19 protein-coding genes are annotated in these 23,599 nt (G+C 45.7%); 10 read left to right on the top strand and 9 right to left on the bottom strand.

Annotated elements, in window-relative coordinates:
• The first annotated feature begins 48 nt into the window (after positions 1-48).
• The 4 genes from sppA (at position 49) to HQRW_RS05510 (ending at position 4,511) form a co-directional block, all read left to right on the top strand.
• A complete protein-coding gene (gene sppA / locus HQRW_RS05525) occupies positions 49-984 on the top strand; it encodes a signal peptide peptidase SppA (protein ID WP_049891684.1) in 936 nt (311 codons plus the stop codon).
• 90 nt (positions 985-1,074) lie between these two features.
• A complete protein-coding gene (locus HQRW_RS05520; RefSeq protein ID WP_014555807.1) occupies positions 1,075-1,473 on the top strand; it encodes a hypothetical protein in 399 nt (132 codons plus the stop codon).
• Positions 1,474-1,663: 190 nt separating this feature from the next.
• Positions 1,664-2,533: a sulfurtransferase gene (locus HQRW_RS05515; RefSeq protein WP_014555806.1), complete on the top strand. Its 870-nt coding sequence runs from the start codon at positions 1,664-1,666 to the stop codon at positions 2,531-2,533.
• A gap of 205 nt (positions 2,534-2,738) precedes the next feature.
• The gene (locus HQRW_RS05510) at positions 2,739-4,511 is read left to right on the top strand and encodes a hypothetical protein (protein ID WP_014555805.1); all 1,773 of its coding nucleotides are present in this window, start codon (positions 2,739-2,741) and stop codon (positions 4,509-4,511) included.
• Between the two features lie 263 nt (positions 4,512-4,774).
• On the opposite strand, the gene HQRW_RS05505 is transcribed toward HQRW_RS05510, so the two are convergent.
• From HQRW_RS05505 to HQRW_RS05495, 3 genes are all read right to left on the bottom strand, one after another.
• Positions 4,775-5,689, bottom strand: coding sequence for a ribonuclease Z (locus tag HQRW_RS05505; RefSeq protein WP_014555804.1), 915 nt, complete (start codon positions 5,687-5,689; stop codon positions 4,775-4,777).
• Between the two features lie 618 nt (positions 5,690-6,307).
• Positions 6,308-7,351: a dipeptide epimerase gene (locus HQRW_RS05500; protein ID WP_014555803.1), complete on the bottom strand. Its 1,044-nt coding sequence runs from the start codon at positions 7,349-7,351 to the stop codon at positions 6,308-6,310.
• Positions 7,348-8,364 (bottom strand): DUF1611 domain-containing protein, encoded by a 1,017-nt coding sequence (locus HQRW_RS05495; protein ID WP_014555802.1) that lies wholly within the window; start codon positions 8,362-8,364, stop codon positions 7,348-7,350. The genes HQRW_RS05500 and HQRW_RS05495 overlap by 4 nt, the downstream gene beginning before the upstream one ends.
• Before the next feature lie 315 nt (positions 8,365-8,679).
• Between HQRW_RS05495 and xseA the strand changes: the two genes are divergently transcribed.
• From xseA to HQRW_RS05475, 3 genes are all read left to right on the top strand, one after another.
• Positions 8,680-9,858, top strand: coding sequence for an exodeoxyribonuclease VII large subunit (gene xseA, locus HQRW_RS05490; RefSeq protein ID WP_014555801.1), 1,179 nt, complete (start codon positions 8,680-8,682; stop codon positions 9,856-9,858).
• Positions 9,855-10,067, top strand: coding sequence for an exodeoxyribonuclease VII small subunit (gene xseB / locus HQRW_RS05485; RefSeq protein WP_011571300.1), 213 nt, complete (start codon positions 9,855-9,857; stop codon positions 10,065-10,067). The genes xseA and xseB overlap by 4 nt, the downstream gene beginning before the upstream one ends.
• Before the next feature lie 353 nt (positions 10,068-10,420).
• Complete coding sequence (locus HQRW_RS05475) at positions 10,421-12,655, top strand: alpha-amylase family glycosyl hydrolase (protein ID WP_014555800.1); 2,235 nt, start codon at positions 10,421-10,423, stop codon at positions 12,653-12,655.
• 721 nt (positions 12,656-13,376) lie between these two features.
• Here the strand turns inward: HQRW_RS05475 and HQRW_RS05470 are convergent.
• Complete coding sequence (locus tag HQRW_RS05470; protein WP_011571297.1) at positions 13,377-13,721, bottom strand: 4a-hydroxytetrahydrobiopterin dehydratase; 345 nt, start codon at positions 13,719-13,721, stop codon at positions 13,377-13,379.
• Positions 13,722-13,957: 236 nt separating this feature from the next.
• Here HQRW_RS05470 and HQRW_RS05465 point away from each other — a divergent pair, with 236 nt between their 5' ends.
• The gene (locus HQRW_RS05465) at positions 13,958-14,350 is read left to right on the top strand and encodes an NUDIX domain-containing protein (protein ID WP_014555799.1); all 393 of its coding nucleotides are present in this window, start codon (positions 13,958-13,960) and stop codon (positions 14,348-14,350) included.
• A 367-nt stretch (positions 14,351-14,717) separates the two neighbouring features.
• Here the strand turns inward: HQRW_RS05465 and HQRW_RS05460 are convergent, their stop codons facing one another.
• Together HQRW_RS05460 and HQRW_RS05455 are read right to left on the bottom strand one after the other, a co-directional pair.
• Entirely contained in the window at positions 14,718-16,604 is a 1,887-nt protein-coding gene (locus HQRW_RS05460; protein WP_014555798.1) for a DUF2075 domain-containing protein, read from the bottom strand.
• 198 nt (positions 16,605-16,802) lie between these two features.
• A complete protein-coding gene (locus tag HQRW_RS05455; protein WP_231852443.1) occupies positions 16,803-17,690 on the bottom strand; it encodes a PHP domain-containing protein in 888 nt (295 codons plus the stop codon).
• Positions 17,691-17,982: 292 nt separating this feature from the next.
• Here HQRW_RS05455 and HQRW_RS05450 point away from each other — a divergent pair, with 292 nt between their 5' ends.
• Positions 17,983-19,407 carry a carotenoid oxygenase family protein gene (locus tag HQRW_RS05450; RefSeq protein ID WP_014555796.1) on the top strand — a complete coding sequence of 475 codons (1,425 nt, stop codon included), beginning with the start codon at positions 17,983-17,985 and terminating at the stop codon, positions 19,405-19,407.
• Positions 19,408-19,630: 223 nt separating this feature from the next.
• On the opposite strand, the gene HQRW_RS05445 is transcribed toward HQRW_RS05450, so the two are convergent.
• The 3 genes from HQRW_RS05445 to HQRW_RS05435 form a co-directional block, all read right to left on the bottom strand.
• Entirely contained in the window at positions 19,631-20,773 is a 1,143-nt protein-coding gene (locus tag HQRW_RS05445) for an ABC transporter permease (RefSeq protein WP_014555795.1), read from the bottom strand.
• Positions 20,763-21,380: an ABC transporter ATP-binding protein gene (locus HQRW_RS05440; RefSeq protein WP_231852479.1), complete on the bottom strand. Its 618-nt coding sequence runs from the start codon at positions 21,378-21,380 to the stop codon at positions 20,763-20,765. The genes HQRW_RS05445 and HQRW_RS05440 overlap by 11 nt, the downstream gene beginning before the upstream one ends.
• 104 nt (positions 21,381-21,484) lie before the next feature.
• The gene (locus HQRW_RS05435) at positions 21,485-23,050 is read right to left on the bottom strand and encodes a CARDB domain-containing protein (RefSeq protein WP_231852442.1); all 1,566 of its coding nucleotides are present in this window, start codon (positions 23,048-23,050) and stop codon (positions 21,485-21,487) included.
• Between the two features lie 353 nt (positions 23,051-23,403).
• Between HQRW_RS05435 and HQRW_RS16090 the strand changes: the two genes are divergently transcribed.
• Positions 23,404-23,568 carry a hypothetical protein gene (locus HQRW_RS16090; protein ID WP_014555793.1) on the top strand — a complete coding sequence of 55 codons (165 nt, stop codon included), beginning with the start codon at positions 23,404-23,406 and terminating at the stop codon, positions 23,566-23,568.
• Positions 23,569-23,599: the final 31 nt, after the last annotated feature.

Below are 23,599 nucleotides of genomic sequence, written 5' to 3'. Positions count from 1 at the left end.
TGATAAATTCGCGGATTTATACCTATGGATAGGCTATATAAATCGGATATGAAATTCGATGCAGACGACAATAGACCGGCCCTGCTAGCCGCCGGGGTAATGGGAGCTGTAGCGACCGTTGCTGGGAAGCAGATTGTCGCACAACTCACACGCGGTCGTTTAGGTGACGCTGAGGAATATAATGTAGCAAAAGTCATTATTTCGGGACCAATTCAGCGTGACCGCGGTCGACCATCACCATTATCAGCTTCAGGGGCGTCAGCCGCCGATGATATTGTCGAGCGGATTGAGGATGCTGACGATGATGATGCGATTGAGGCACTTCTTGTTGAACTCAATACACCTGGTGGAGAGGTGCTTCCAAGTGATGATATCCGTCGGGCTGCGATTGAATTTGATGGTCCAACAATTGCGTATGCGACTGATACATGCGCATCAGGTGGATACTGGATTGCGAGTGGATGCGATGAGATGTGGGCAAGAGATGTCAGTCTTATTGGCTCGATTGGTGTTGTTGGATCCCGACCAAATGCGTCCGGATTAGCTGATAAACTTGGTATTTCATATGAACAATTCACCGCTGGAGAATACAAGGATGCTGGTGTTCCCCTTCGCGAGATTGAAGACGGTGAACGGGAGTATCTCCAAAGTATCGTCGATGGGTATTATGACCAGTTTGTTGAGACCGTGAGTGAGGGTCGTGATATGGATCCTGAGCAGATCCGTGACACAGAAGCCCGCATCTATCTTGGAAATGATGCACTTGAGATTGGACTTATCGACGAACTTGGGACAGAAGATGACGTCAAAGATCGAATCGAGAATCTAATTGATGCCGAGCCTGAAATTCAAGAATTCAAGCCGAATAGGAGTCTTGCTGAGCGACTGAGTATCGGTACAGAACGTATTGCTTTCGCTGCTGGAAGCGGGGTTGCAAGTGTGTTTACAAGTGATGGAGGCGATATTGATGTCGAATTAAAATAACAAGCATAGGTATAAGCATAAGTATAAGTATAATTTATCTCGAGATTGATTGTCCACTAATCTCATTTTCTTTCTACTCATAGTGTTGCTATGGATTCGATGACGTTTTACTGCATTATTGATTTTGATAGCGCACAAACAGATCAACCAGAGGGAATCATCCGAAGTGCTGTCCAACAGATACTCGATTGTGGCGATGCGGCAGTCGACTCATTTGATGTTGAGAAAGCCGACATGGTTAATGAATATACTGAGCGAATCGCCACACAGGCAACAGTCCAGTTGAGGGTGAATGGATTACAAATAAAAATAGAGACCGATACCGACACTGACACCGACACTGACACCGACACCGACACCGACATCGACACTGACACCGACACTGACACCGACACTGACACCGACACCGACGCAAAACGATGGATTGAGACTCGAATGAATACTGAAACCCCCGCGGGTGTTTACGGGATTCAACTGACCAAACGGTGACATTTGACGAGTGAATAACTGTATAAAAGTATGACTTCTTGATATGATATGCATCAAACTAAATCTTAGCATTGGGTCAGATTTGATGTGAAACTGTACATATCTATTATTTATACATCTTTGAGCGCCGAGGACACCGATAAAAATCGATATTATGAAGATTCATTTACCCACAAATTACAATCAGAGTATGTCCAAGGATACGATACCAACGCTGGTCAATCCAGAGTGGCTTGAAACCCGACTTGATGTCTCTGATGTGCAAGTGCTTGATTGTACAGTCTATCTGCAGGCTGGAAGTGGTGAGAAGAATTATGATCTCAAATCTGGGTATGACCATTGGAGTGAAGCACACATTCCAGGAAGTCAGTTTGCTGATCTTATTGAGGATCTCTCTGAAACCGAAAACCCAGAATACCCATTTCAGTTACCAACACCAGATGTGTTCGCCTCTGCAGTGAGTGAGTTAGGAGTGAGTAATGACTCACGAGTTGTTCTATATGATACTGTCGATCAGGGAAACAATAATGAGTGGGCAGCTCGCCTGTGGTGGATGTTTCGTGTATTTGGGCATGACCAAGTTGGCGTCCTCAATGGTGGCTGGCCTCGGTGGACAGCTGAGAATCGACCGATATCATCAACGGTGACCACACCAACATCGGCTAATTTCACCGCCGAGTATCGCGAAGAACTCGTTGCCGATAAGGAAGATGTTCGAACTCAGATTGAGGATTCCGATGCGTGCGTTATCAATGCGCTTCAATCAGGCGACCATGCGGCCGAGCGGATTCCAAACAGTGTTAACGTCCCTGCAGTTGGTGATGAGGGTGTGCTTGATACCGATGGTACATATGTGTCTGATGATACGCTTCGAGAGCAGTTCTCAGAAGTTGGCGCAACAGATGCTGATACTGTTACTACCTACTGTGGTGCTGGTATCGCAGCAAGTAGTGAGGCATTAGCACTTCATCAAGCTGGTATTACTGATGTTGCTGTGTATGATGGCTCACTCAGCGACTGGACGGCGGATCCAGACCTTCCGACTGAGCAGGGTGAATGATGGCGCATCGACCGCAATCCACAGATTGCGACTGCGATATCTATTGAAGTCTTCTTTCGATGATATGAACGCCATTTGATTGCTTTTGATTGCTTTTGATTCCTTTTGATTCCTGATTTCTCATATCCCGATTATAATTGGGCACTATATCACTAGAGCTCGCCGACGGAGGTATGTGGATTACGCTCTAATATATACTACTGAGATGACCCATCAATCAAGCCCTGCTGAGCAGGCGGCGGCGTTGGTCACTAATCCAAACCTCTACGACTCTCTCGTTGATGAATATGACACAGAACTCGAGTTTTATTCGACGCTCAGAAATGATGCACAAAAGTCACTAGAAACGTTTGAGGAGTATGTCAGACTCCGAAGCGTGTTCTTGAATCGAGGTCCGACTGAGGCAATCCGTTCTCGAATTGAAGACCGACTTGACCGAAGTCTAAAAAATATGGTATTGAATAAAAGCCCTCGCGGTCGCGCGTATGCTGTTGATACGCTCACTGAGCTTGAAGGACGTCGACAGACATTTATGCGATTGAATGTTGAAGTCCCTCGGTTGATGACAGTCGTTCAGACAACAATTGAACATCTATATGATGACGTTTCCTCGCCAACGGACGTTCGTCAACCCTGTGAGTCATTACTGGAGGCAACACCAGCAAATCAACGAGGCGCAATCGAATATCTCTCACGGGTTCGACTGACAGAACAACTGCTCGCCTCTGATAGCCCGCAATCCGATATCAACACTGTCGCACTACAGTATCTCGAAAACATATCTTTCCCGAATGTGGACACAGAAATGACAGCTGCGGAGTATCAACGAGCCGCTGAAGAACGGTCGCCTACCGACCCTGATAAGCAACGTCTCTATGAAGCTGCACTACACGCTGACCCATCAAGCGCACGAGTAAGTGACTATCTGTATTTCACAGCATCAAATCTTATTGAGGACTATCGGCATGGAGGAGATAATATAACCCGGGCTGAACTCATTGTCGCACAAAGACAATTACAGGCAGTTGCCCATATCAATCCAGAGACATGGGATCAAACAAAGCAGGCATATGCCGAATCATATCGGCATATAGCAGATGCCATTGAGGCGGGTGGTGGTCGATGGTTCTCAACACATGCTTCCAATCTTCCGCCCGAGTGGTGGAGTGTCGCTGAGGCGTATGTCAAAGCAGCACAAGCAATCGACGCTGTTGATATGGTTCGGGCAATCAAGTATCTCAGTAAATCTGTTCGACACGCCGCGCATGCAACAGATGACTGGAAAATCCGAAAGCATCTCCATCGAACAGCATGGGCGACGTTCGACCGGTTTGATTCGACAGGTGTTGCTGAAAACCCTGAACAATCACGAAGCGTCGAAGAAATTGAGACTGCAATTGCAGGCACACGCTCGGTTCATCAGTGTCGAGAGTGTGAGGCGTCTGCACACGTCGCATTTGAAGCGGGTGATTATGAGACAGTCCACACTGCTAGTGACCGCGCACAATCCGCTGCAGAGCAATCTCCACAAGAGTATATTCATTTTCGAGAATTAGAGGCGATTGAAACGATTGCGACCGCTCGTCAAGCTGAGCAGCGCGGTGAGTATGAAACCGCATTGAAACAGTATCAGCAATTTGATTCTGAGGAATCGCACCTCCAATCAGGAGCTGCCTATCATGCACAACTGTGTGAGATCAAACAAGCAGTGAATAATGATCGGCATAACGATGCACTTCGCATCGCACATCAAGAGTTTAATTCAGAATCCATCATTGTCATCGCGACTGAGGCTAGTTGTGGTGTCCTTCGAACGGACTTTGATGATAGTTCTGAGCTTACCGTTACAGACCAGTTTTTATCGATCAACACTGATGCTGTCTCTACTCTTTCTGTCATCCTTCGTTTGTTACAGACTGGCGGGACAACAACGCAGCTACTACAACAGCAGGCAGCTGCCTGTCTTCAGAATCTCTGATAGTGATTAGTTTGAATAGTTTCACTGACGATGTCGAATGACGCGGATTCAGCGGCTCCCATCACCGACACCGATAATCACGGCGGTAAAGACTTGCACTAATCACTATGAATCATATAGATAATAAATTACTAATGAACTATACTCGAAGAATAGCGATATATGATATAAATAGTATATTCGATGCTGATTACACTGATGCGCAAGCGATACGAATATCTGAGAGCTCACATATATTTTCAGATCAATCTCATTCTTACATTTCAAGTAGTCTGCGTTATTTGTGTGGAATCTCCATCTCTGACGACCACAATCTCCCCATCAAATTGTTTGTTTGCCTGCGATTCGAGTTTCTGCTCATCACCCTCATGTCTTGGGGAGATATGCGTGAGCCAGATCTTCTCACTATTAGATTTTGACGCCACTTGAGCTGCTTCTGACGCGGTTGAATGACCAGTCGAATGGGCTCTTTTTGCCTGCGCTTCGGTAAACATTGCACTATAGATTAACAACGATGCGTTTGACGCTGCATCAACAATAGCATCGGATGGTCTGGTATCTCCAGTATACACTATTTTTCTTCCAGGCATTGGGTCTGATAACACATCCTCAGGTTCGATTGTGTCTCCATCATCCGTCTCAACGGTATGTCCATCTTGTAGTTTTCCATATTTCGGACCAGGATCAACACCGAGCGCTTGGGCTTTCTCAACAAGGAATTCCTGTTTCGATGCCTCTTGTATGGAGAACCCATGGGAGTGTTCTGTGTAGGGAGTCTTGAATGGATGAACAGTGTAGTCTTCTGTGTGAATTGCTGGTTCATCGCTCTCATATCCCTGTATCTCTACTGGATAGCTTGGCCATTCATACGCCCCTGTAATCATATCGATTGCTCGTTGTCTTCGTTGTTCTGGGACATAGATATCAAGGGATCTCTCACGCTCATCCATCTCAAGAGCTTGTATGAGTCCAGGCAACCCGAGCGTATGGTCGGCATGAAAGTGACTAATGAAAACAGCGTCAACGTTTGGTGATGAATTGTATTTCATCAAACGCTGTTGAGACCCCTCTCCACAGTCAAATAGAATTTTATCACCAAATACATTCAAATAGATACAACTTGTCCCGTATTGAGAGGTGGGAACACCACCGCTTGTCCCAATAGCAGTAACCTGCATACCTCAGTCTATACATCCACATGACTAAATCATATGCATCACACATCGCTCATGACCCGACATCAAGGATAATTGTACAGGCGGTCAAGGCGACTGCCCCAGGGGTGAGTTCACGACGCAGACTAATATATCATCGAATGACTTGGACAGCGTTAGGCGTGTTACACCATTCGATTCGACAATTGAACATGACAAGTGACTGTATTTATGCTCTTCATCACGGTAAAGCTGGTATTGTAATTCACCGCCGGTATATTACATCTATATTTCAAGCTACGACACGCAAGATATGAAATTTCAGTAAGTGAGGAAACAACAAAACATACTCACATATACAAAGAGAGAACGTCTACTCAAGTCAAGTTAATCAGTAAATGCCCGTTATTGAATATTACTTTCTCATCAGATTAATACAACTCATCCCATTTATTCATAAATCATCGCACAGTATCAAAATTACATGATTCGTAGATAAATTCAAATATAGGGTATAATATCACAGAATTTTGCTATTATTTTGGCAAGGCTATAAATATATGATCCAAAAACGGCTATTGATATGTACTTTATAATAGCATAGCGGCAAATATCATAATTCAATTTATGATTGAATGGTTATTATTCGACGGTATCAACAGCACATGTTCCCGATCGATCAAGCGCTGATAAATTTGCGGCATTACCATCCATTGGGATCCCGCCAATAGGATCCTCAGATAATAACAGTGATCCATCGAGATCGACATAATCGAATAGGGGAGCAAGATTCCAAGCCGCTGCGATTGATACGTTTGATTCGACCATACAGCCAAGCATTGACTCACAATTTACAGCATCAGCGACAGCAGCGATCCGACGCACCTCGCGGAGAGTGCCGCATTTCATGAGCTTTGCAACAATGATATCGACTGCATCGGACACCCGAGAAACGTCTGCGGCTGTAATAACTGACTCATCAGCTGCAACTGGAACGCTCCCGTACGCTTGAACGAATTGTAACCCGTCAATATCGTCAGCAGGCACCGGTTGTTCGAGAAATTCAATATCATAATTAGCCAGGATGTCAGATATCTCAACAGCCTGTTGTGATGTCAATGCAGCATTGGCATCAGCCCGAATTTGTGCATCGGGTGTTGCTTGACGGACTGCTGCTATCCGCTTGTGATTACGCTCATTATCATGACCAAGCTTCAGCTTCAAAATATCAAATCCGTTGTTTACTGCCGTTTCTGCCTTCGCTTGCATTGCACGAGGGGTATCTAAACTGATTGTGTATGAGGTTTTCGGGATATCAGTTGGATCTAACCCCCAGAGCTCATAGAGGGGCATGTCTGCTCGCTTGCCAGCTATGTCAGCCAATGCCGTTGAAACAGCAGCGCGAGCGGCTGGATTCCCTCTGACGTGATTATAGAGACGCTGCTCGATAGCATGGCGCGGTTCCATGCCATGACTTTCAATAATCTCAAGAAACTCCGGCAGAATAGCTCGCATCGTGGCTGCGGTTTCACCATAATACGCTGTAGGTGTAGCCCCACCAATGCCGATATGCCCATTCTCATCTTGAATTCTGATAAGAGTGATTTCGACTCTTTCAGTTGTTCCTCGAGCGATATTGAAACTGCCCGTGATATTGAGACTGATTTGATTGAATGAGGTTTTCATTTGAGCACCGCATTGAGAATCTTTGTTGCATCAAATCGAACTGGATCCGTGGCAGGCGCATCAATAGCAGCAGCATAATCTGCAACCGCCGTACGTGCTTTTGCCTCTTCGATATGATGCGTATTGATCGCACCTGCAACGACCTTCGCTGGTGATACGAGTCCAGAAAGTTGTTCATAAGTTCTGGTATATTCATCAATCGGTGGAAGCGAGATATGGTCATATCCTCGGATAGCTTCGCGGTTGGCAGCATGACAGAGGATAAGTCCGTCTGGCATTGCTCCGTGGAGAATACTTGTCGTCACGCCTGAGTATGCAGGGTGAGCAATCGACCCCTGTCCTTCAACGATAATAAGATCATTCTCAGCAGCTACCTGCTTGATCATACGCTCAACTGCGCCAGCAGCAAAGTCTGAAATGACACCATCAACAACAATCCCCCGGTCTGTGATCATAACACCAGTCTGACCGGTCGGGATAACGGCTGCATCGATTCCCTGATCACGAGCCGCCTGTAGAAGTTCAAATGAAGTGGTCATTTTTCCCGATGAACAATCTGTGCCGACTGTAAGAACAACCGTAGCGTCGACATTGTCTGCAGTGCCATCGCTGACGGTCAAATCATCTGGGGGCTTACGAACATCCCATATCTCACAGTTATGTTCATCAGCGAGGCGAGAAATACGTTTGTCATCTTCTAAAAAGTAATGGAGTCCATTAATGATGTCACAGCCATTAATAAGCGCGTCTTGGATATCAGAACGCCACGTGGAATCAAAATCACCACCAATCGGGGCAATGCCGATACTCAGTGCATCAACTTCACTGGAGACTTGACTCATTTCTTCAATGATAGGCGCGTCTTGAACATCTGAGACATAATCACAAACGCGTTCGCCTATCTTTGTTCTGTCAAGAACCGCAACGACATTGTGATCGCTATACCGAAGAATTCCAATGGCGGTCTTCGCGTGGTTTGGGAACTGTTCATGTGCAAGTATCGCAATACGCATATATATTATATACCTCTAAACTGAGATAAATCGATCTTATTTATAATCTTAGGCAAGCAGAATGCAGAAAGCAGATATAACCTCAAATCATCGCTTCTCGACGCTCAATAGAGGATGATAGTATGACACTCCTAGTCTCTCTGGTATCAAAGACTCAATCGTGATTAACCATACCGTTTGAGAAAGGTGAGATGACATAGAGAAAATAGTTCATACGATGATGCTGTGACTTCATGAGCTTCGGGTATGTACTGAAAATCTCTCATATCACCACTATCCAGATATTTTTGAGTGAGACTCCATTATGCTCTAAATATGGGCATTGAGTCGGAGAGTGGTGATACAAAGAAGCTGAATGACCACGCCTCATTGCGGAGAGAACTCGGCAGTGAAGATATTGCGTTTGTGAATGATATAAATACGCAGATTGGGGATCTTGTCGAAGGAAGTCCGGCGATTGAGCATGAATATATTCTTGGAGATATCTCCGATTACAGTATCTCCTCGAATGGTCATGGTCACTTTGATTTGGTTCATGAGGATTCATCACTTCACTGTGTTATATTTCGCTCTCGAGTAGACAAGCTTCAAAATGATATTGAGCAAGGAATCTTAGCCGCGGTGAGTGGAGATATTTCTTATTATGAAAGTGAAGGAAGCGTCTCGATTATTGTTCGAGATATAATTGCGGTCGGACAGGGGATATATCAGCAGACATATCAGGAAAATAAACAGACACTCGCAGAAAGTGGCTATCTTGATGAATCAGCCAAGCAATCACTTCCATATTTGCCGAAGCATATTGGGATTGCAACTAGCGGTGACAGTGACGCTCGTCAGGATGCCGTGACAAGCATCCATGATCAGTATCCAGACGTTAATATCACTGTTCAAGATACGAGCGTTCAAGGAAACAACGCATTAGTCTCGTTGATGGATGCAATCAGCAGTCTTGACGATAATGCACGTATCAAATTAATTATCCTGACTCGTGGCGGTGGTGCAGAAAAGCATCTTCGGGTATTCAATGAAATCCCATTATGTCGTGTGATTCATGAGACAACAACGCCCATTGTGGTTGGTGTTGGTCATGAGACGGACCGAACGCTTGCTGGGGCAGTCGCAGATACACGCGTTATGACACCGACTGAGGTTGGCAAGACTGTTCCAGAAAAAGACGGGTTGCAGGAAGAACTTGAACGACTCTCTGCCGATCTTAATCATGCGTATACCAACACAGTCAAACAAGCAATTGAACAGAAGCATGACCGCCTAAACAGCGCGTATGATCGTCAGGTTACAGACGAACTTCGATCGGTGTCCAACCGTCTTAATACTGCATATGAAACGGTTAAACAACAGAAGGCACACGAGCGTGAGAGAGCCAAAATGATCAAGCCATATGAGCGTACGATTCAACGACAGCGGCTCATAATCGGAGTGTTAAGTATATTACTTGTGGTAGCAATCATATTGATTACTGGTAATATATGAGCGATAACCAAACACACACAAGCGATGAGTCAATCACGGCACAGATTGAGCGTCTTGAAGCTATTATCACCGAACTTGAGGGTGGTGATATCTCATTAGAGCGAGCACAGCAGTTACACACTGAGGGAGAGCGTATCCTCAAAGCACTTGAAGATGAGTTTGATCTTGGCGAGGGAAAGATTATCGAGCGATCAGAAAATCACAATTGATACTGATTAAGGCGAATAGTTCCATTGACGGTGCCGGAAGGTGCATTTTCAGCGACTCCAGTCATTGATATGGATCGCCACGGTGCTAAAGACTCGAAGTAATCACAATTGAGAGTTGAGAGATAGTCCCGCACATGACTATCACATGTATATATCTCATGTATATGTGTATGCTCGACGATTCGATGAACCGTCTCAGCCTCTCGATAGCCATTGATTGACATCCTCCCGCGCTTGTATTCTATAATAATGGATAGGCAACAGAGATCATAAAAGTGAAATTACTATCCAAGTCATAAAGCCAAACTCTGATTCCAAAGTATCAAGCGTTTTCTCACCCTGGTGAATGAGTAATGTCGGGTCAGACGCCTCATGGGGGTCATCATCCTGGACCACCTCGTTTTCTTTCCTGCAGTGATTGTATTGTCGATCCAATATTTGTTGATACGGAACATGGATTCGATCGTGATAATCTTGCTCCGACAATATCAGGTCAGCCGAATAAAGATCCTGAAAACTATGATTCGGATGCGTTTAGCTGGCGTGTCATTACTCGACCACCACAGAGTACAGCCACAATTGAGCATGCATTGAGCCCATACGACCATCGAGAGCGTTACGACCATGGATTACACAACACCGCTGAGTTCAATCCAGATGAACCAGGAACGTATACAATTGAATTGAAAGCTCCTGATACGACACATGAATTGACGATCCATGTATTCGACAGTCCAGGTAAGCATCAAAAAGCGGATGATATAGCGGATAATGCTTCTCCCCCACGTATTAGTCTTGATGGGTATTATGATGCAGAGATAGAATCATTTGTAATTGAGTCACATCCGGCACTTGCACCCAATAGTGAGGCACGTGACTCAGATCTTATCGTTGAGTTTCTCCCACACGATGCGAGTGAGCTTGATGCTGAGGATATCAATATAACTGAAACAAAAGCACAGATTCCAATTACGGCACTAAGTTCTCCAACAAATGTGTATGCTGCCCCTTTCGATGGTCAGTGTGTCGGTGTGCGGGATCAAATATGTCTTGACCCTGAAACAAAGACAGTTTCACTCCCAAATCGTCCACCTGATTGGCTCGACAATGCCGTAATATATGAGATTTTCACTCGTTCATTTGCAGGGACCCCCGGTGAAACCACATTTGAAACGCTGAGTAAACGAGTATCATATCTGAGCTCTTTAGGTATTGATGTTGTATGGCTGACCCCAATTGTTCCCGCATGGAGCCCAACCGTGGACCGTGCTCCAGGCGGACCACATGGGTATAGCGCAACCAATTATTTTGATATTGCTGATGATTTAGGTACGCTGGCGGAATTTGAAACATTTGTTGAGGAATGTCATGATCATGATATTCGCGTCTGTTTTGATCTTGTCATTAATCACTGTGGATGGCCGCATACGTTTTTTCAGGACACTGTTGCTAAGTTAGATACTGATTCGGATTCAGATGATATCAGCACCTTTCCGGATATTACATCCTGGAATACCAACTCAAAGTATTTTGATTGGTTTGACCGCCAGCAAAGAGGGAATAAACACGATGCTGCCCCTGCACAGACAAGTTTCTTTGATGTGAGATATCAGCCAAATCTTAATTTTGGTAATGTTGCGCTTCGGGAACATATCCTCGCTAGCATCGAATTCTGGGCTCGGCGGGTTGATGGATTTCGGTGTGATATTGCATGGGGAGTACCGCACAGTTTTTGGGTAGAGGTTCGTGAGCGAGTTCGGGCACAGAATTCTGAGTTTTTCCTGCTTGATGAAGCAATCCCGCGCAAGGCTCGCTTTGCCGCCTCGGAGTTCGATTGTCATTTTGATACGTCAGGATTCATGCGATCTGTGCATGCAATCGCACAGGGGAAACGGTCACCAACAGATCTCCTCGCCGATATTGCAGCCCGCAGAAACGATGGATTCCCACAACATACTCACTTACTCAATGCGACGGAGAACCATGATGAAGCTCGATTAACCTATCAGGCGATGCTTGCTCAACGACCCGCTGCAGAGAAAATCCAGCGAGCGGCAATGGCAGCAGCAGTCATGCTTCCGGGGATTCCAATGGTATATTATGGGCAGGAGCGATTGATCACTAAGCATGGTCAGCGTCGAGAGGCTGCATATCCGGACGACCCGACCCAAAGCGATGATATCGAGTCAGATCCATATAAGCGAGCGTTCATAAACTGGTCGACACTTCCTACAGAGCACTTTGCCTTCTATCAGCGTCTTATCGCGCTGTATCACGACTCACCAGTGTTTGGGGTGAAATCAAAACTCACCCGAGTCGCTCACCGGAGTGAGACACCCACGGACGTGCTTGTCTTCGCTCGAAACGCGGGGATGAATGAGCCGAAGCGAGTAATTATCATTAATTTCGCTGAAGAGTCCCGATACGTGGACCTTCGGGCAGTTGTTGATACGACAGACCAGTTTACTGGTAATGATATCAGCGTGGATACAACACCATCTGAAGATATTGTTACTGTTAACGTTGAGACAGTGGCAGTGCTCAAGACTCCATCACTACTTGGACAGAATGTCCCGCCACAGTCATGATGTTATGTATGTATTGTTTATGTATTTCAATAGAGTGAATTGTGGTAAGATCACTTACTGGGTTTCTCTGGATTCTAGAGCATGACATCCTCCGCGCTGTGAACGGCGCGGTTTCCTCCGTGGGAGTGTTGGAGATTGCAGGGTGCAGTCCCACCGACCCTCGGAGCTGGTGTTGCCCGGCGAGAGTCGAGTCAACATCAGCGGACTCGGAGTTACTGCGTGTCTGCTTCCAGTAGTCAACTCCAGTCAGTTTCTATGAGAATACGCTGGGTATCGACTGGTTCCGATAATCGCTTGGGTACCGTGGGCGGGCAGGTCGCCATCGCAGGACTGCGCGGGGAATCGCTCTGTTTTTAGTGTGTTTCCTACATAGTTCACTGTGAGCGTTCACATCTTAGCGTGGTCACATCACGTGGATAGATTCCCAAGTGATGGCGCGTATCCACGGTCTGCGTGGGATTGCGCCTGTTCATCAGATAATTGATTAAATGATTCTGAAGCGGCTAGCAAGCGATTGTGCAATATCGAATAAGAATAATATTTTATCAATTATCCGTTGTATCCACACGACAGTGTCTATGATGAATGTCAGAGGCTTAGCTTATAGTGAGTGATTGATAATTATTGATTATACAACTATTTGATACGTAAGACTGACAGACTCAGTATTACGTGATTTTCCTTTGGCATCGATTCCGCACTGTCGATTGCTCGTTTTTATCTAGGCGTACTGTTTGTGGATACGGTCCATGCGTGCGGCCATCACAAAGTCCGTCTTATGCAGTCCGTCGATTTTGTGTGTCCACATTTCAATATTTACTTCCCCCCATTCGAGGGAGATATCTGGATGATGCCATTCTTCCTCAGCGAGTTCACCAATTTCATATGTGAACTCAAGTGCATCACGAAAGTCCTCAAAATTATATGTTGCCTCAAGATGATGATCATCAACGACCTCCCAAACATCACCTCTGAGTTCAGTATGATACTCTGCATATTCGCTCTCAACAAGCGGTTCATCTTCTGAGGTACATGCCTCACACGCTTCATTTGCTAATTCTAACATCACATGCAGTATATGCTTGCTTTGTGTTTATATTTTGATATGCATAGTGATACACGGTTTATCCATCAACAATAGATCGCCGGACGGATTCACGTTTTAGTTTATTTGACGGTTATCTTGTACGGGGGTGATAAAACTCACATATCCATGATCAAACTTAAATATAAATTGGAGATGACTCACTGGATAGAAATAGATGCCATAGAACTCATTATGAACAGGGCTGACCATCTATTATGGTAGGACCTCGTACACTGACAACTGATGCCGTCATTGAATTTGATGGAAAAGTACTTCTCATGAAGCGAACTCATCCCCCGTTTGAGGGATCATGGGCACTTCCTGGTGGATTCGTTGAGCAAGATGAGACAGCACGAGAGGCATGTGTCCGTGAGACAAAAGAAGAGGTTGGTCTTAGCATTGTCATTGAGGAATTTATTGGTCTGTATGACGGTCCTGACCGTGATAAGCGCGGAAACGTGACCGCAGCCTATCGATGCAGAAGCAATACCAATGAAACACCAGTTCCACGAGAGGAAGCCGCTGAGGTAGGGACATTCAATTCAAATGACCTCCCTGAGATGGGATTCGATCATAAACAGATTGTGATTGATGCATTGGATGGATGATGATCATATCGGTGATATTTCATTGTAACCGGTCATGACAGATTTAGTATCCTGGATTTTGTATTTACCACCGGCGGTGGAGTTCCTTGAGCAATCTCATATACTGTCTCATAACAGCTAGTCTCGGCAGTGACTGGATGCAACTCCCGAAGTGTGAAGTTCTGAATATAACTGATTCTACTGGTCATTCGATATCTTAGGGACATAAGATAGCAAATTGCAAAACATATTTTCTTTTGAATTCCATTACCAGCAGTGTCAGGGTTTAATGAAATAGGTTGTGGTCAATAGAGAAGAATCAACGACTCACCTGCACAGACACCAATGAGGTTCATCTGGTGACAGCTACAGCATCCATGCACTTTGATTATGAATTAATAGAGATATTTTCAACTCGAGTTTTCAGATATGATTGAAGCTCATCATCACAGCAGTACAGATAGCAGCCTTTCATCCCACGGGTCAACAGTGTCCGATACGTATTTTTAATTACCTCTTCAGCGGTCTCAGCCGCTTTGTTAGGATTCTCTCGAAACATTTTCTTAATCCCGAATAATGATCTGTCGGTGCTCGCTCGCTCTTCATGATCTACGATGATATCTCCATCGCGATATTTCAAGTCCTCACCAATAATTACGCCAACGTAATCAAATTCAAGTCCCTGACACGTGTGAATGCACCCGACTTGATCAATTGACCCCTCAGTAATCGCCCATGGGTCATTTGTATCAAGATTCCAACTCCGTTCGTAATTACCAATCGTGATATCACTGATAGAAGGATCAGCGCGACCGTCTTTTTCCCACTCCCAACAGTATCCCGCTACAACACGCGAAACTCGGTTCTGATTATTCTTTTGTTCAATCGCCGTATGAAGAGCATGTGGGGAATCAAACACATGTATATCAAACTCAAGATCAAATCCATCTGCGTTGGCTGTCTGTCGAATCTGTAGCACATCATCTACCCAGGCGACGTATCCTCTTGACCCATTGCATCGGAATTGTGATGTAAGGGTCATCTCTTCAATATCAGCATTCAAATTGCGTGCATGCTGCCGGATTTCTTGTTTTGAACCGATATCGTCGATATGGACGCGCTGATTTTCGTCAATAAAGAAAACGCTAAATTTGGCAGCATTGATAATTTCCATAATTTGGTTTTCACCGCGACCAAAAAATGTCGATTCCTCGTTTAGCCGATGAGCCTCATCAGCAATCAATGCAGGAATTGTATTTGTCTCTGTCTCAACGAAACTACCCGCGCCTGTGAATAGATGTTTGATCTCTTTAACTAATTTATCTCCACGAAGTTTCTGTTCATAGACATCTCGTGGCGCTCGATTTTTTGAGACGTATTGCGTAATCATATCCTGTTGAATTAACTCAGCGAGGATATTGATTGCAACAACTGTCTTGCCTGTTCCCGGACCGCCTTCTATGAGTAATACACGTTTCTGCCCATCACGTCGTGACTGTATTGCTAGTTCAACGGCTTTTTCAAAGACAACTTTTTGTGAATCAATTAATGTGAACTCGTCCTGACGTTCGAGCATTGATAATAATGAGCGTTGTAATGATTTCGCCGGTCTGATTTTCCCGTTGCTCATCTCATAGAGATTCTTCCTGTTGTCTCCAGTATCAATCTGTGATGCAACGAATTCACGCAATTGTCTTGTATCCTCACGGATATAGAGCGGTGCTTTCGCAATATATGATTGATATGTCTCATTATCGAGCTTTTCTCGATGCTCCGATTCGAAGTTATGAAGATATGCCAGTGGATATAGATTAATCGGCTTTTCACGAACAGTGACGTTGAAATCTTTTAACAACTGAGCGTATGAGCTTGCTTGATAACTTGGATGGGTTGTCTCATGTATACCACCCCCCAGGGGAGTCTTCACAATTCCATCTTTATCTGCGACCATTTGAGTGCTGTCGCCGCTCCACTGTTTAAGCTCAATGATTATGACATTCGCATTATCCGCATTATCATATCCTGAAAGAAGAAAATCGACTCGGCGTGAGGTAAGTGGGATTTTAAATTCGATTGCTACCCCTGCATTGTCTGGCACTGAACTGTTAACCAAGACTGTATGCATGTACTGCAGTGAGTTCTTCCAAGACCGAATTTCATTGGAAGCGCCCATCCCAATCCCGTGTGATTGATATCCCCGCTTAATCTCTGAAACTAACCGACCTGCCAGGACATCATCTAAGAATCCAGATTTTGTACTCTCATACACAAACATCGGCAATTACGTGTTAGTATATTGAATGTCTATGATTATATTAATTTGTTGATATTACTAATCAGAATGTCGTATATACAACGCTTATGAGAGCGTCCATCAGCGTCGCATAATCTCATTTTATAATGTCCTCATAGAATTGCGAGGTAGTATCAAGTGTTAGCGATTTTATCATATACTGCGTGCTCAGTGAGAATATCAGTGCGGACGGATAGTGGTGTCTGATCTTTCATATAGACGACGAAATTGTGAGCGAGAGACTCGAACATCGCCAATGCTAGTTATTGATGTATCCACCCCATGGCAGTCCGAACCACCAGTTTGCAATAAATCGGTCTTATTCGCCAGTGTCGTTGCTCTTGGAGGGCTGAATCCAGATGCACCATACTCATATGTCACCTCTATTGCGTCTAATCCTGCCGTTTTGAGTCTCTGAATTAATGACGCAAGTGAATCAAATGTATGTTCTGATGTGGGTGGTTGAAAATATCCGGGATGTGCAAGCGATGCAACGCCACCCGCAGCATGAATCGCGCTGATGACTATTTCACACGCAACTAACTTGAGTGGCTCATGTGTTTTGACACCGGATTGAAGATATTGCTGAAACGCCTCGTCATGTGACTCAACAATGCCCTCACGTTCGAGTTGCTCGGCTAAGTGCGGACGTGTCAAAACACCATCAACACGATGAATGAGCATTTCGTATGTGGCTTCCAGTCCGGCGTGAGTGCGGAGTGCATTCACAATGGTTTGATTGCGGTTGATTCGGTGTTGTTGGACGCGCTCAAGGACATCTTGAAGCTCTGATGATGTCGGATCTAAAAATAGTCCGAGAATTTCGATCTCATGACCTGCGACACCCGCTCGAATTTCAGCCCCATTAATAACGGCACAATGATCTCGCTTCATAATTGGTTTCGAGAACGCTGGATGAACACAGTCATGATCAGTTACAGCAAAGATAGGAAGATCGACCTCCCTAGCACGGGCACATCGTTCAGAAAGCGTGTCAACCCCATCAGATGCAGTTGTGTGAACGTGCAAATCCGCAAATCCGTGTTCGTTTATCATTTCTACGTTCACATCGGTGTGCGTACGTGATAATCACCCTCATATCAGTTGTTGATGCGTTGACAGTGTTTCTCTCCGAAATTACACTCAATTGAGTTGAGTTGGCGCGCTCCATTCGGTTTCACATACTGACAAAGAAACTCACAGTATCGACAGCTGATCTAATATACACTCCCTACATATCGATATAATTCGGTCTAGTACAATCCTGACAGATAGTCTCTTTATTAGGTGTGAACGCGTGGTATCAGCATAGTGAGTGATTGTCGAAAGACAATTTCCTCTGAAGCAATCATATACATTTATGTCGACTCACCCAGGGTTCCGCTCTCTTCAGTCAGAGGTCGATAATAAACAACTTGAGACTCAAGGGACGGTTCCTGCGTGGCTTGAGGGGACATTGATCCGGAATGGACCAGGGCTGTTTGATATTGATGGGACGCGTGTCAGCCACTGGTTCGACGGATTGGCGATGTTACGGCGATATCATTTTTCTAACGGAAACATCAGATATAGTAATCGATTCCTCCGAACTGATGCATATGCTGATGCGGCAGATGGTCGACTGACCGGTCAATTTGGGACCGATACACGAGGATGGCGGCGATTGATTGAACCGCTTCGTTCAGGACTCCCAACACCCACAGATAACACAAATGTACACGTTGCACGTATCGACCAGGAGTATGTGGCACTGACCGAGGCGCCGCGCAGAGTATCATTCGACCCTGAGACACTACAAACGCAAACCGAGTTTGAGTTTACTGATGAAATAACTGAACATCTTACCGCAGCGCATCTTGTTGATGATCAAGACCAGCGTGAGCTTATTGGATTCGCAACACAGTTTGGGCGCGTACCCCAATATCACATTTATAAAATTCCATATGAGAGTCGACAACGAGAGCGGATTACATCAGTTGACGCACGTGGACCGGCTTATATGCACGATTGTAGTGTCACAGACGAACATATCGTTCTTGTTGAGGTACCACTCGTTATTTCCGCGTTACAGACGCTTAATCCATTTTCTGAGGGAATTCAGGATCTTCTTAGTTGGGAACCCGATCGTGGAATGAGATTACTGGTAATCGAGCGGGAATCTGGTGAACTCATCGCAGACCCAATCGTGGACTCAGCATTTGTCTTTCATCATATTAATGCATATATTGATGATGATACAATTATATTAGACTTGATTGAGTACTCGGATAACCGTGTTCTTGATGCGATGCAAATGCAGCAACTCGATGCGTTCAGTTCAAGTCCAGCCCCAGATGGGAACCCTATCCGATATCAAATTAATATAACAACGGGGTCCGTTGAACGCTCGCCACTCAGCGATGTTGGTATGGAATTACCACGTATTGCACAACCTGATGTCAGCGGACGTCATCGATACACCTATGCACAGTTGACAGATCAAGAGGGCGGAAATGGACTTGTGAAGCTTGATTGTGATACTGGAGAGACACGTGAGTGGTGGGAGCCATCTGTGTATCTTGAGGAACCCCTTCCAATCCGAGACCCCAATGGTCATGCCGATGATGATGGTGTCGTGATTGCGCCAGCACTCGATGTCGAAGAAGATCGAACGACGGTGATGATATTTGACGCATCAACACTCGAAATACAAGCACGGGCTCAACTGCCGCACTCAGAGCCATTCGGATTTCATGGTCGGTTCTTCCCGTCGATGCAGACTGAGACTCACCCGACGATTAACTGAAGCGAAGCTACTCGGAGGGCTGTATCACTCACGTCTCAGATTGCGACTGTTATATAAGTAATCCAATATAAACCGACAATAGCAGAATGGATGATACCTTCCGTGAGATAATCTCATTCGATTGGCGGTGGTGTATCATCGCTTCACATGAACTTTTTTTGATGATTGACGTTCGGGCGTGAGAAGATGATCGGAAGTGATATGATACGTATGAGAATCAAACTCACCCACGCAGCGATTCCACCGGTGGTTCCCATGCTGCTTTATATGCTGGGTAGAGTCCACCGATAAGGGCAACAATAACGCCAAATCCAAATCCAATAAAGACAATAAGTGCATTCAATGGAACGAATATCGCTGAAATCGGGAGTTGTGTATTCATCCCAACCGCGATTACTGTGATCACTCCACCACATGCTCCGACAAACCCACCGGCGACGCCAAGCAGTGTTGATTCAATAATGAGTGTTCGAAGCACCTGTTGGCGGTGAATTCCCACTGCACGTAAGACACCAATCTCCCCACGACGTTCGGAGACTGTCATCAGCATAATATTAAATATTGACACACCCGCAACGACCAATGAGATGCTTGCGATTGCGAGTAAAAATCCGTTTAACAAGCCGAAAAACTCCTCAATCTGTGTGAGAACGCTTTGCAGTGAGAATACTGAAACCCGATTTTCTCGTCCATTAAGTCTCGATCGAACCTCTGTTGCAATTGCGGTTGCATCCCCCCCTGAATTTGCTTTGATTACTACTTGTGAGTAACCACTTGTGGTGAACGCACTCGGTGGAAGGATGATTGCAGAATTTCCTTGAATTGGTGAAATACCAGTTTCAGCCTCGAGAATAGCAATCACGCGATAGGAATTCGGTCCCACTTGCACCTGTGATCCTTGTTGGACATTAAGTGAACTCGCTACGTCTGCCCCAACAATTGCCCCTTGGCGATGAAATTCTGGAATTGAATCATCGGCATTAAACAATGTTTTCGGTGTTGTTGTCCCATACACCTGTGTGGCAGTCTGAGCCTCGCCATTGCTCGCTGTGGTACCGGTCGTCTGCAGTGGAATTACTGTTCCTCGACTAGCAGCAGCACGTTCGATTGCCTGAAGATCGCGACTGTTTAATGCCTCATTTGATGACTCCTCAGACGGGCTAATAATAACTTGATTCCCTAATCCCCCAAGTTCAGCAGTCGCTGCCACTTGTAGGGCAGTTCCCAGCGTCCCAAGGGTCACAACCGCAAACACGCCAATGACGATGCCAAGTGCTGCAAGCGCCGCCCGAGCGCGTTGTCGAGAGAGATTTTGTCCAGCTAACACAGCCGCTGGGAATCGCTGCTCAAACAGCTTACGAAGCATCTGTTAAAACACCATCAACTAATTCAACCGTCCGATCAGTGTACTCACGAACGAGATCATCATGTGTGACAGCGACAACGCTAACACCCTCATCAGCGATTGCCCTGATTTCTTCAAGAACTGCCGCGCCGGTCTCTGAATCGAGATTCCCTGTTGGCTCATCTGCGAGTAACACATCTGGCTCATTAATCAGTGATCGAGCAATCGCTACGCGTTGTTTCTGCCCCCCAGAGAGTTCATCAGGAGTGTGGCGGAGACGGTCACCAAGACCGACCCGAGTGAGCAGATCCTCAGCACGTGCCGTCGCATCCCCCGGAAGAAATGCTGTGGGTAACCGGACATTCCCAACAGCACTGAGAGTCGGAATCAAGTGAAAATCCTGGAAGACAAATCCAATCGTCTCACGCCGAGCAGTCGTTTTCTCTATAGGAGACAGCCCTGTTGCAGGCTCATCATGAAGGAGAATACTCCCTTCAGTCGGCTCATCAAGAAGACCCAATATATTCAACATTGTCGACTTGCCTGACCCTGAAGGACCAATCACAGCAACGACCTCTCCAGCATTAACACAAAAATCAACCGTGTCAAGTGCCGTCACCCGGTCCATGCCACTCGCATAAGATTTCGTTACGTGTCGTAATTCAATTGGGGTCGAGTGCGTCTCCTCTGTCTTTCCTGTCGCTTTTGTATTGATTATACCTTCAGTTTCACTCATTCTCGACGCCTCATAATGAATACACCACTAATCACAATTACTGCGCCAACAAGGAGCACACTCAATATGACACCTACTTCGCCTCCACCTGGAGTGGTCCCATCTGTTTCATCATTCGGGGGAAGTGAGATCGTAGTCGTCTCAACAACGCGGTCAGCACCGACAGTATATTGAATGCGAACCGGAACCTCTGTTGCATTCTGCACATCAACTGAAGCAGTTAATTCAACCGGTGCGAATTCACTGCTACCAAGTGTTCCAACGAAGTAACTTCGTCTTGGATACTCGGGTGTAACGTACTCGCTGCTTACCACTTGCACAACTACACCAGAAATCTCACTGCCGCCAGTATTGGCGAGATTACTGCGTAAATCAACCGATCCATTTGATTTGACCGAAAGATCCACGCCAGTGAGATCAACCGCACCAGGAGTCTGTCGATTAAATTTCGCGGACACGGTGTGACGTTCACCGGCAAGTTCATATGCTGCAGCGAATTGTAGTTGTCCAATCTGCTCGGCTTGGGCTGTGTCGACAGTGACAGTTGATGCAGTTCCTGGTGACAATGTCTCATCAACAATCACACGCCCTATCTCCGTGACAATCGTTCCATTAGCTGTTTGTGGAATGACAACAACGGAATCAATCGGAGCGTTTCCAAAGTTTGAGACAGTCACGTCCACTTCACTCTGTTCAGCCCCATCTTGCTGTGACCCACCAGCTTGAAGATCGCTCTGTCCACCAAGAATCCCACCAATCCCACCTGCGACTCCGCCTGCATTATTTTGATCATTTCCTGTGGAACGACTAACGCGAACACCAACGTCATTCGCCAATGGTTTCACGCGCATCAATTCCGTTTCATCTACGGTTTGGACCGTCCCCGAAGGTGTTAGATATGAGATATCAGCAGTTAGTTGCTGTTGTCCAGGTTGCCGGGGTTGAACTGAAAGGTTCAACGTTGTTGTCGTTCCAGCAGCTAAGACTGGGATTTCACGAACACTGCGCTCACCTGTCTCAGGTGTCATAATACGCACCGATAGATTGCGTAAGGCAGCATTTGTTGGATTTGATACCGTTGCCTGCACAGATGAATCTGCTCCCACAACAGCATTTGGTGCATCAAATGAGACCTGCGGAACACCCTGTTCAACAATAACAGAAATTGGTCGCGTGACTGTCGTTTCGTCATTGTCAGCATCAGTAACAGTCGCTCTGATTCGGAGATCATGCTCACCTGGCGTATCGAATGTTGCTGTGATTGGAACTGTTAGTGTCTCACCAGCTGAGAGTGACCCAAGGTCAGTCGCACGAGCCACTACATCGTCACGGAAGTTGTCATCATCTGAACTAACAAGGTCAACACGATCAAGTGTTACAGCAGAGGTACTCCCACCTGACAATCGGACCGTTGCAGTGACCGTCGTTGGAGCTCCTGCTGTTGGTGTTGCAGGTGTCACTGTCGCATCAGACACTGCAACTCGCGCAGCAGGAACCCCAATCGCGACGCCACTGGCAAACACTGTCAGCAAAAGTAGGACAACAATGGTCAATATCGCCATCCTTTGGCGCCGTCCGGATTGTTTCATCTATTCATTATTGCATACGCACGCTGAATACATTGTTGGATGGCAGTTATATTTTTAATCACTTGATTGTATAGCGGTTCTCGCTCGAGAGATTTAATCAAAGGTAGTAATATCCACTATCGTATTGCTGAGATTGACAACGCAATACTGCAACAACCATGCAAGTGACAATCGATTGTACTATAGATACTATTCGGTCGCTCCTGAAGTGCAGTGCCCATAGCATATTCACAAAATTACAAGCCGGATGCTACAGGGCTTGACCCTGAGGCACTTCACAGTTGATATACGAAACATCTTTTTGCGTCTATATGATATTATGAGATATGAGAAAAATTATGCTTGCGGCACTGATTGTGCTTGTTGGTCTTATTGCGGCAAGTGGAACTGCCGCTGCAGCAACGGGCAGTGGAGATCCTCTATCAGCACTCCAAGGTCTCATCAGTGCACTTGAGGAAATTCTGGCAACCTTAGAGACCCTCAGTCCGTAATACAATAATTCAGTTGAATATCTGCATGGGT

Source organism: Haloquadratum walsbyi C23 (assembly GCF_000237865.1).
Classification (GTDB): domain Archaea; phylum Halobacteriota; class Halobacteria; order Halobacteriales; family Haloferacaceae; genus Haloquadratum; species Haloquadratum walsbyi.
This window is presented reverse-complemented; position numbering and strand designations above follow the sequence as displayed.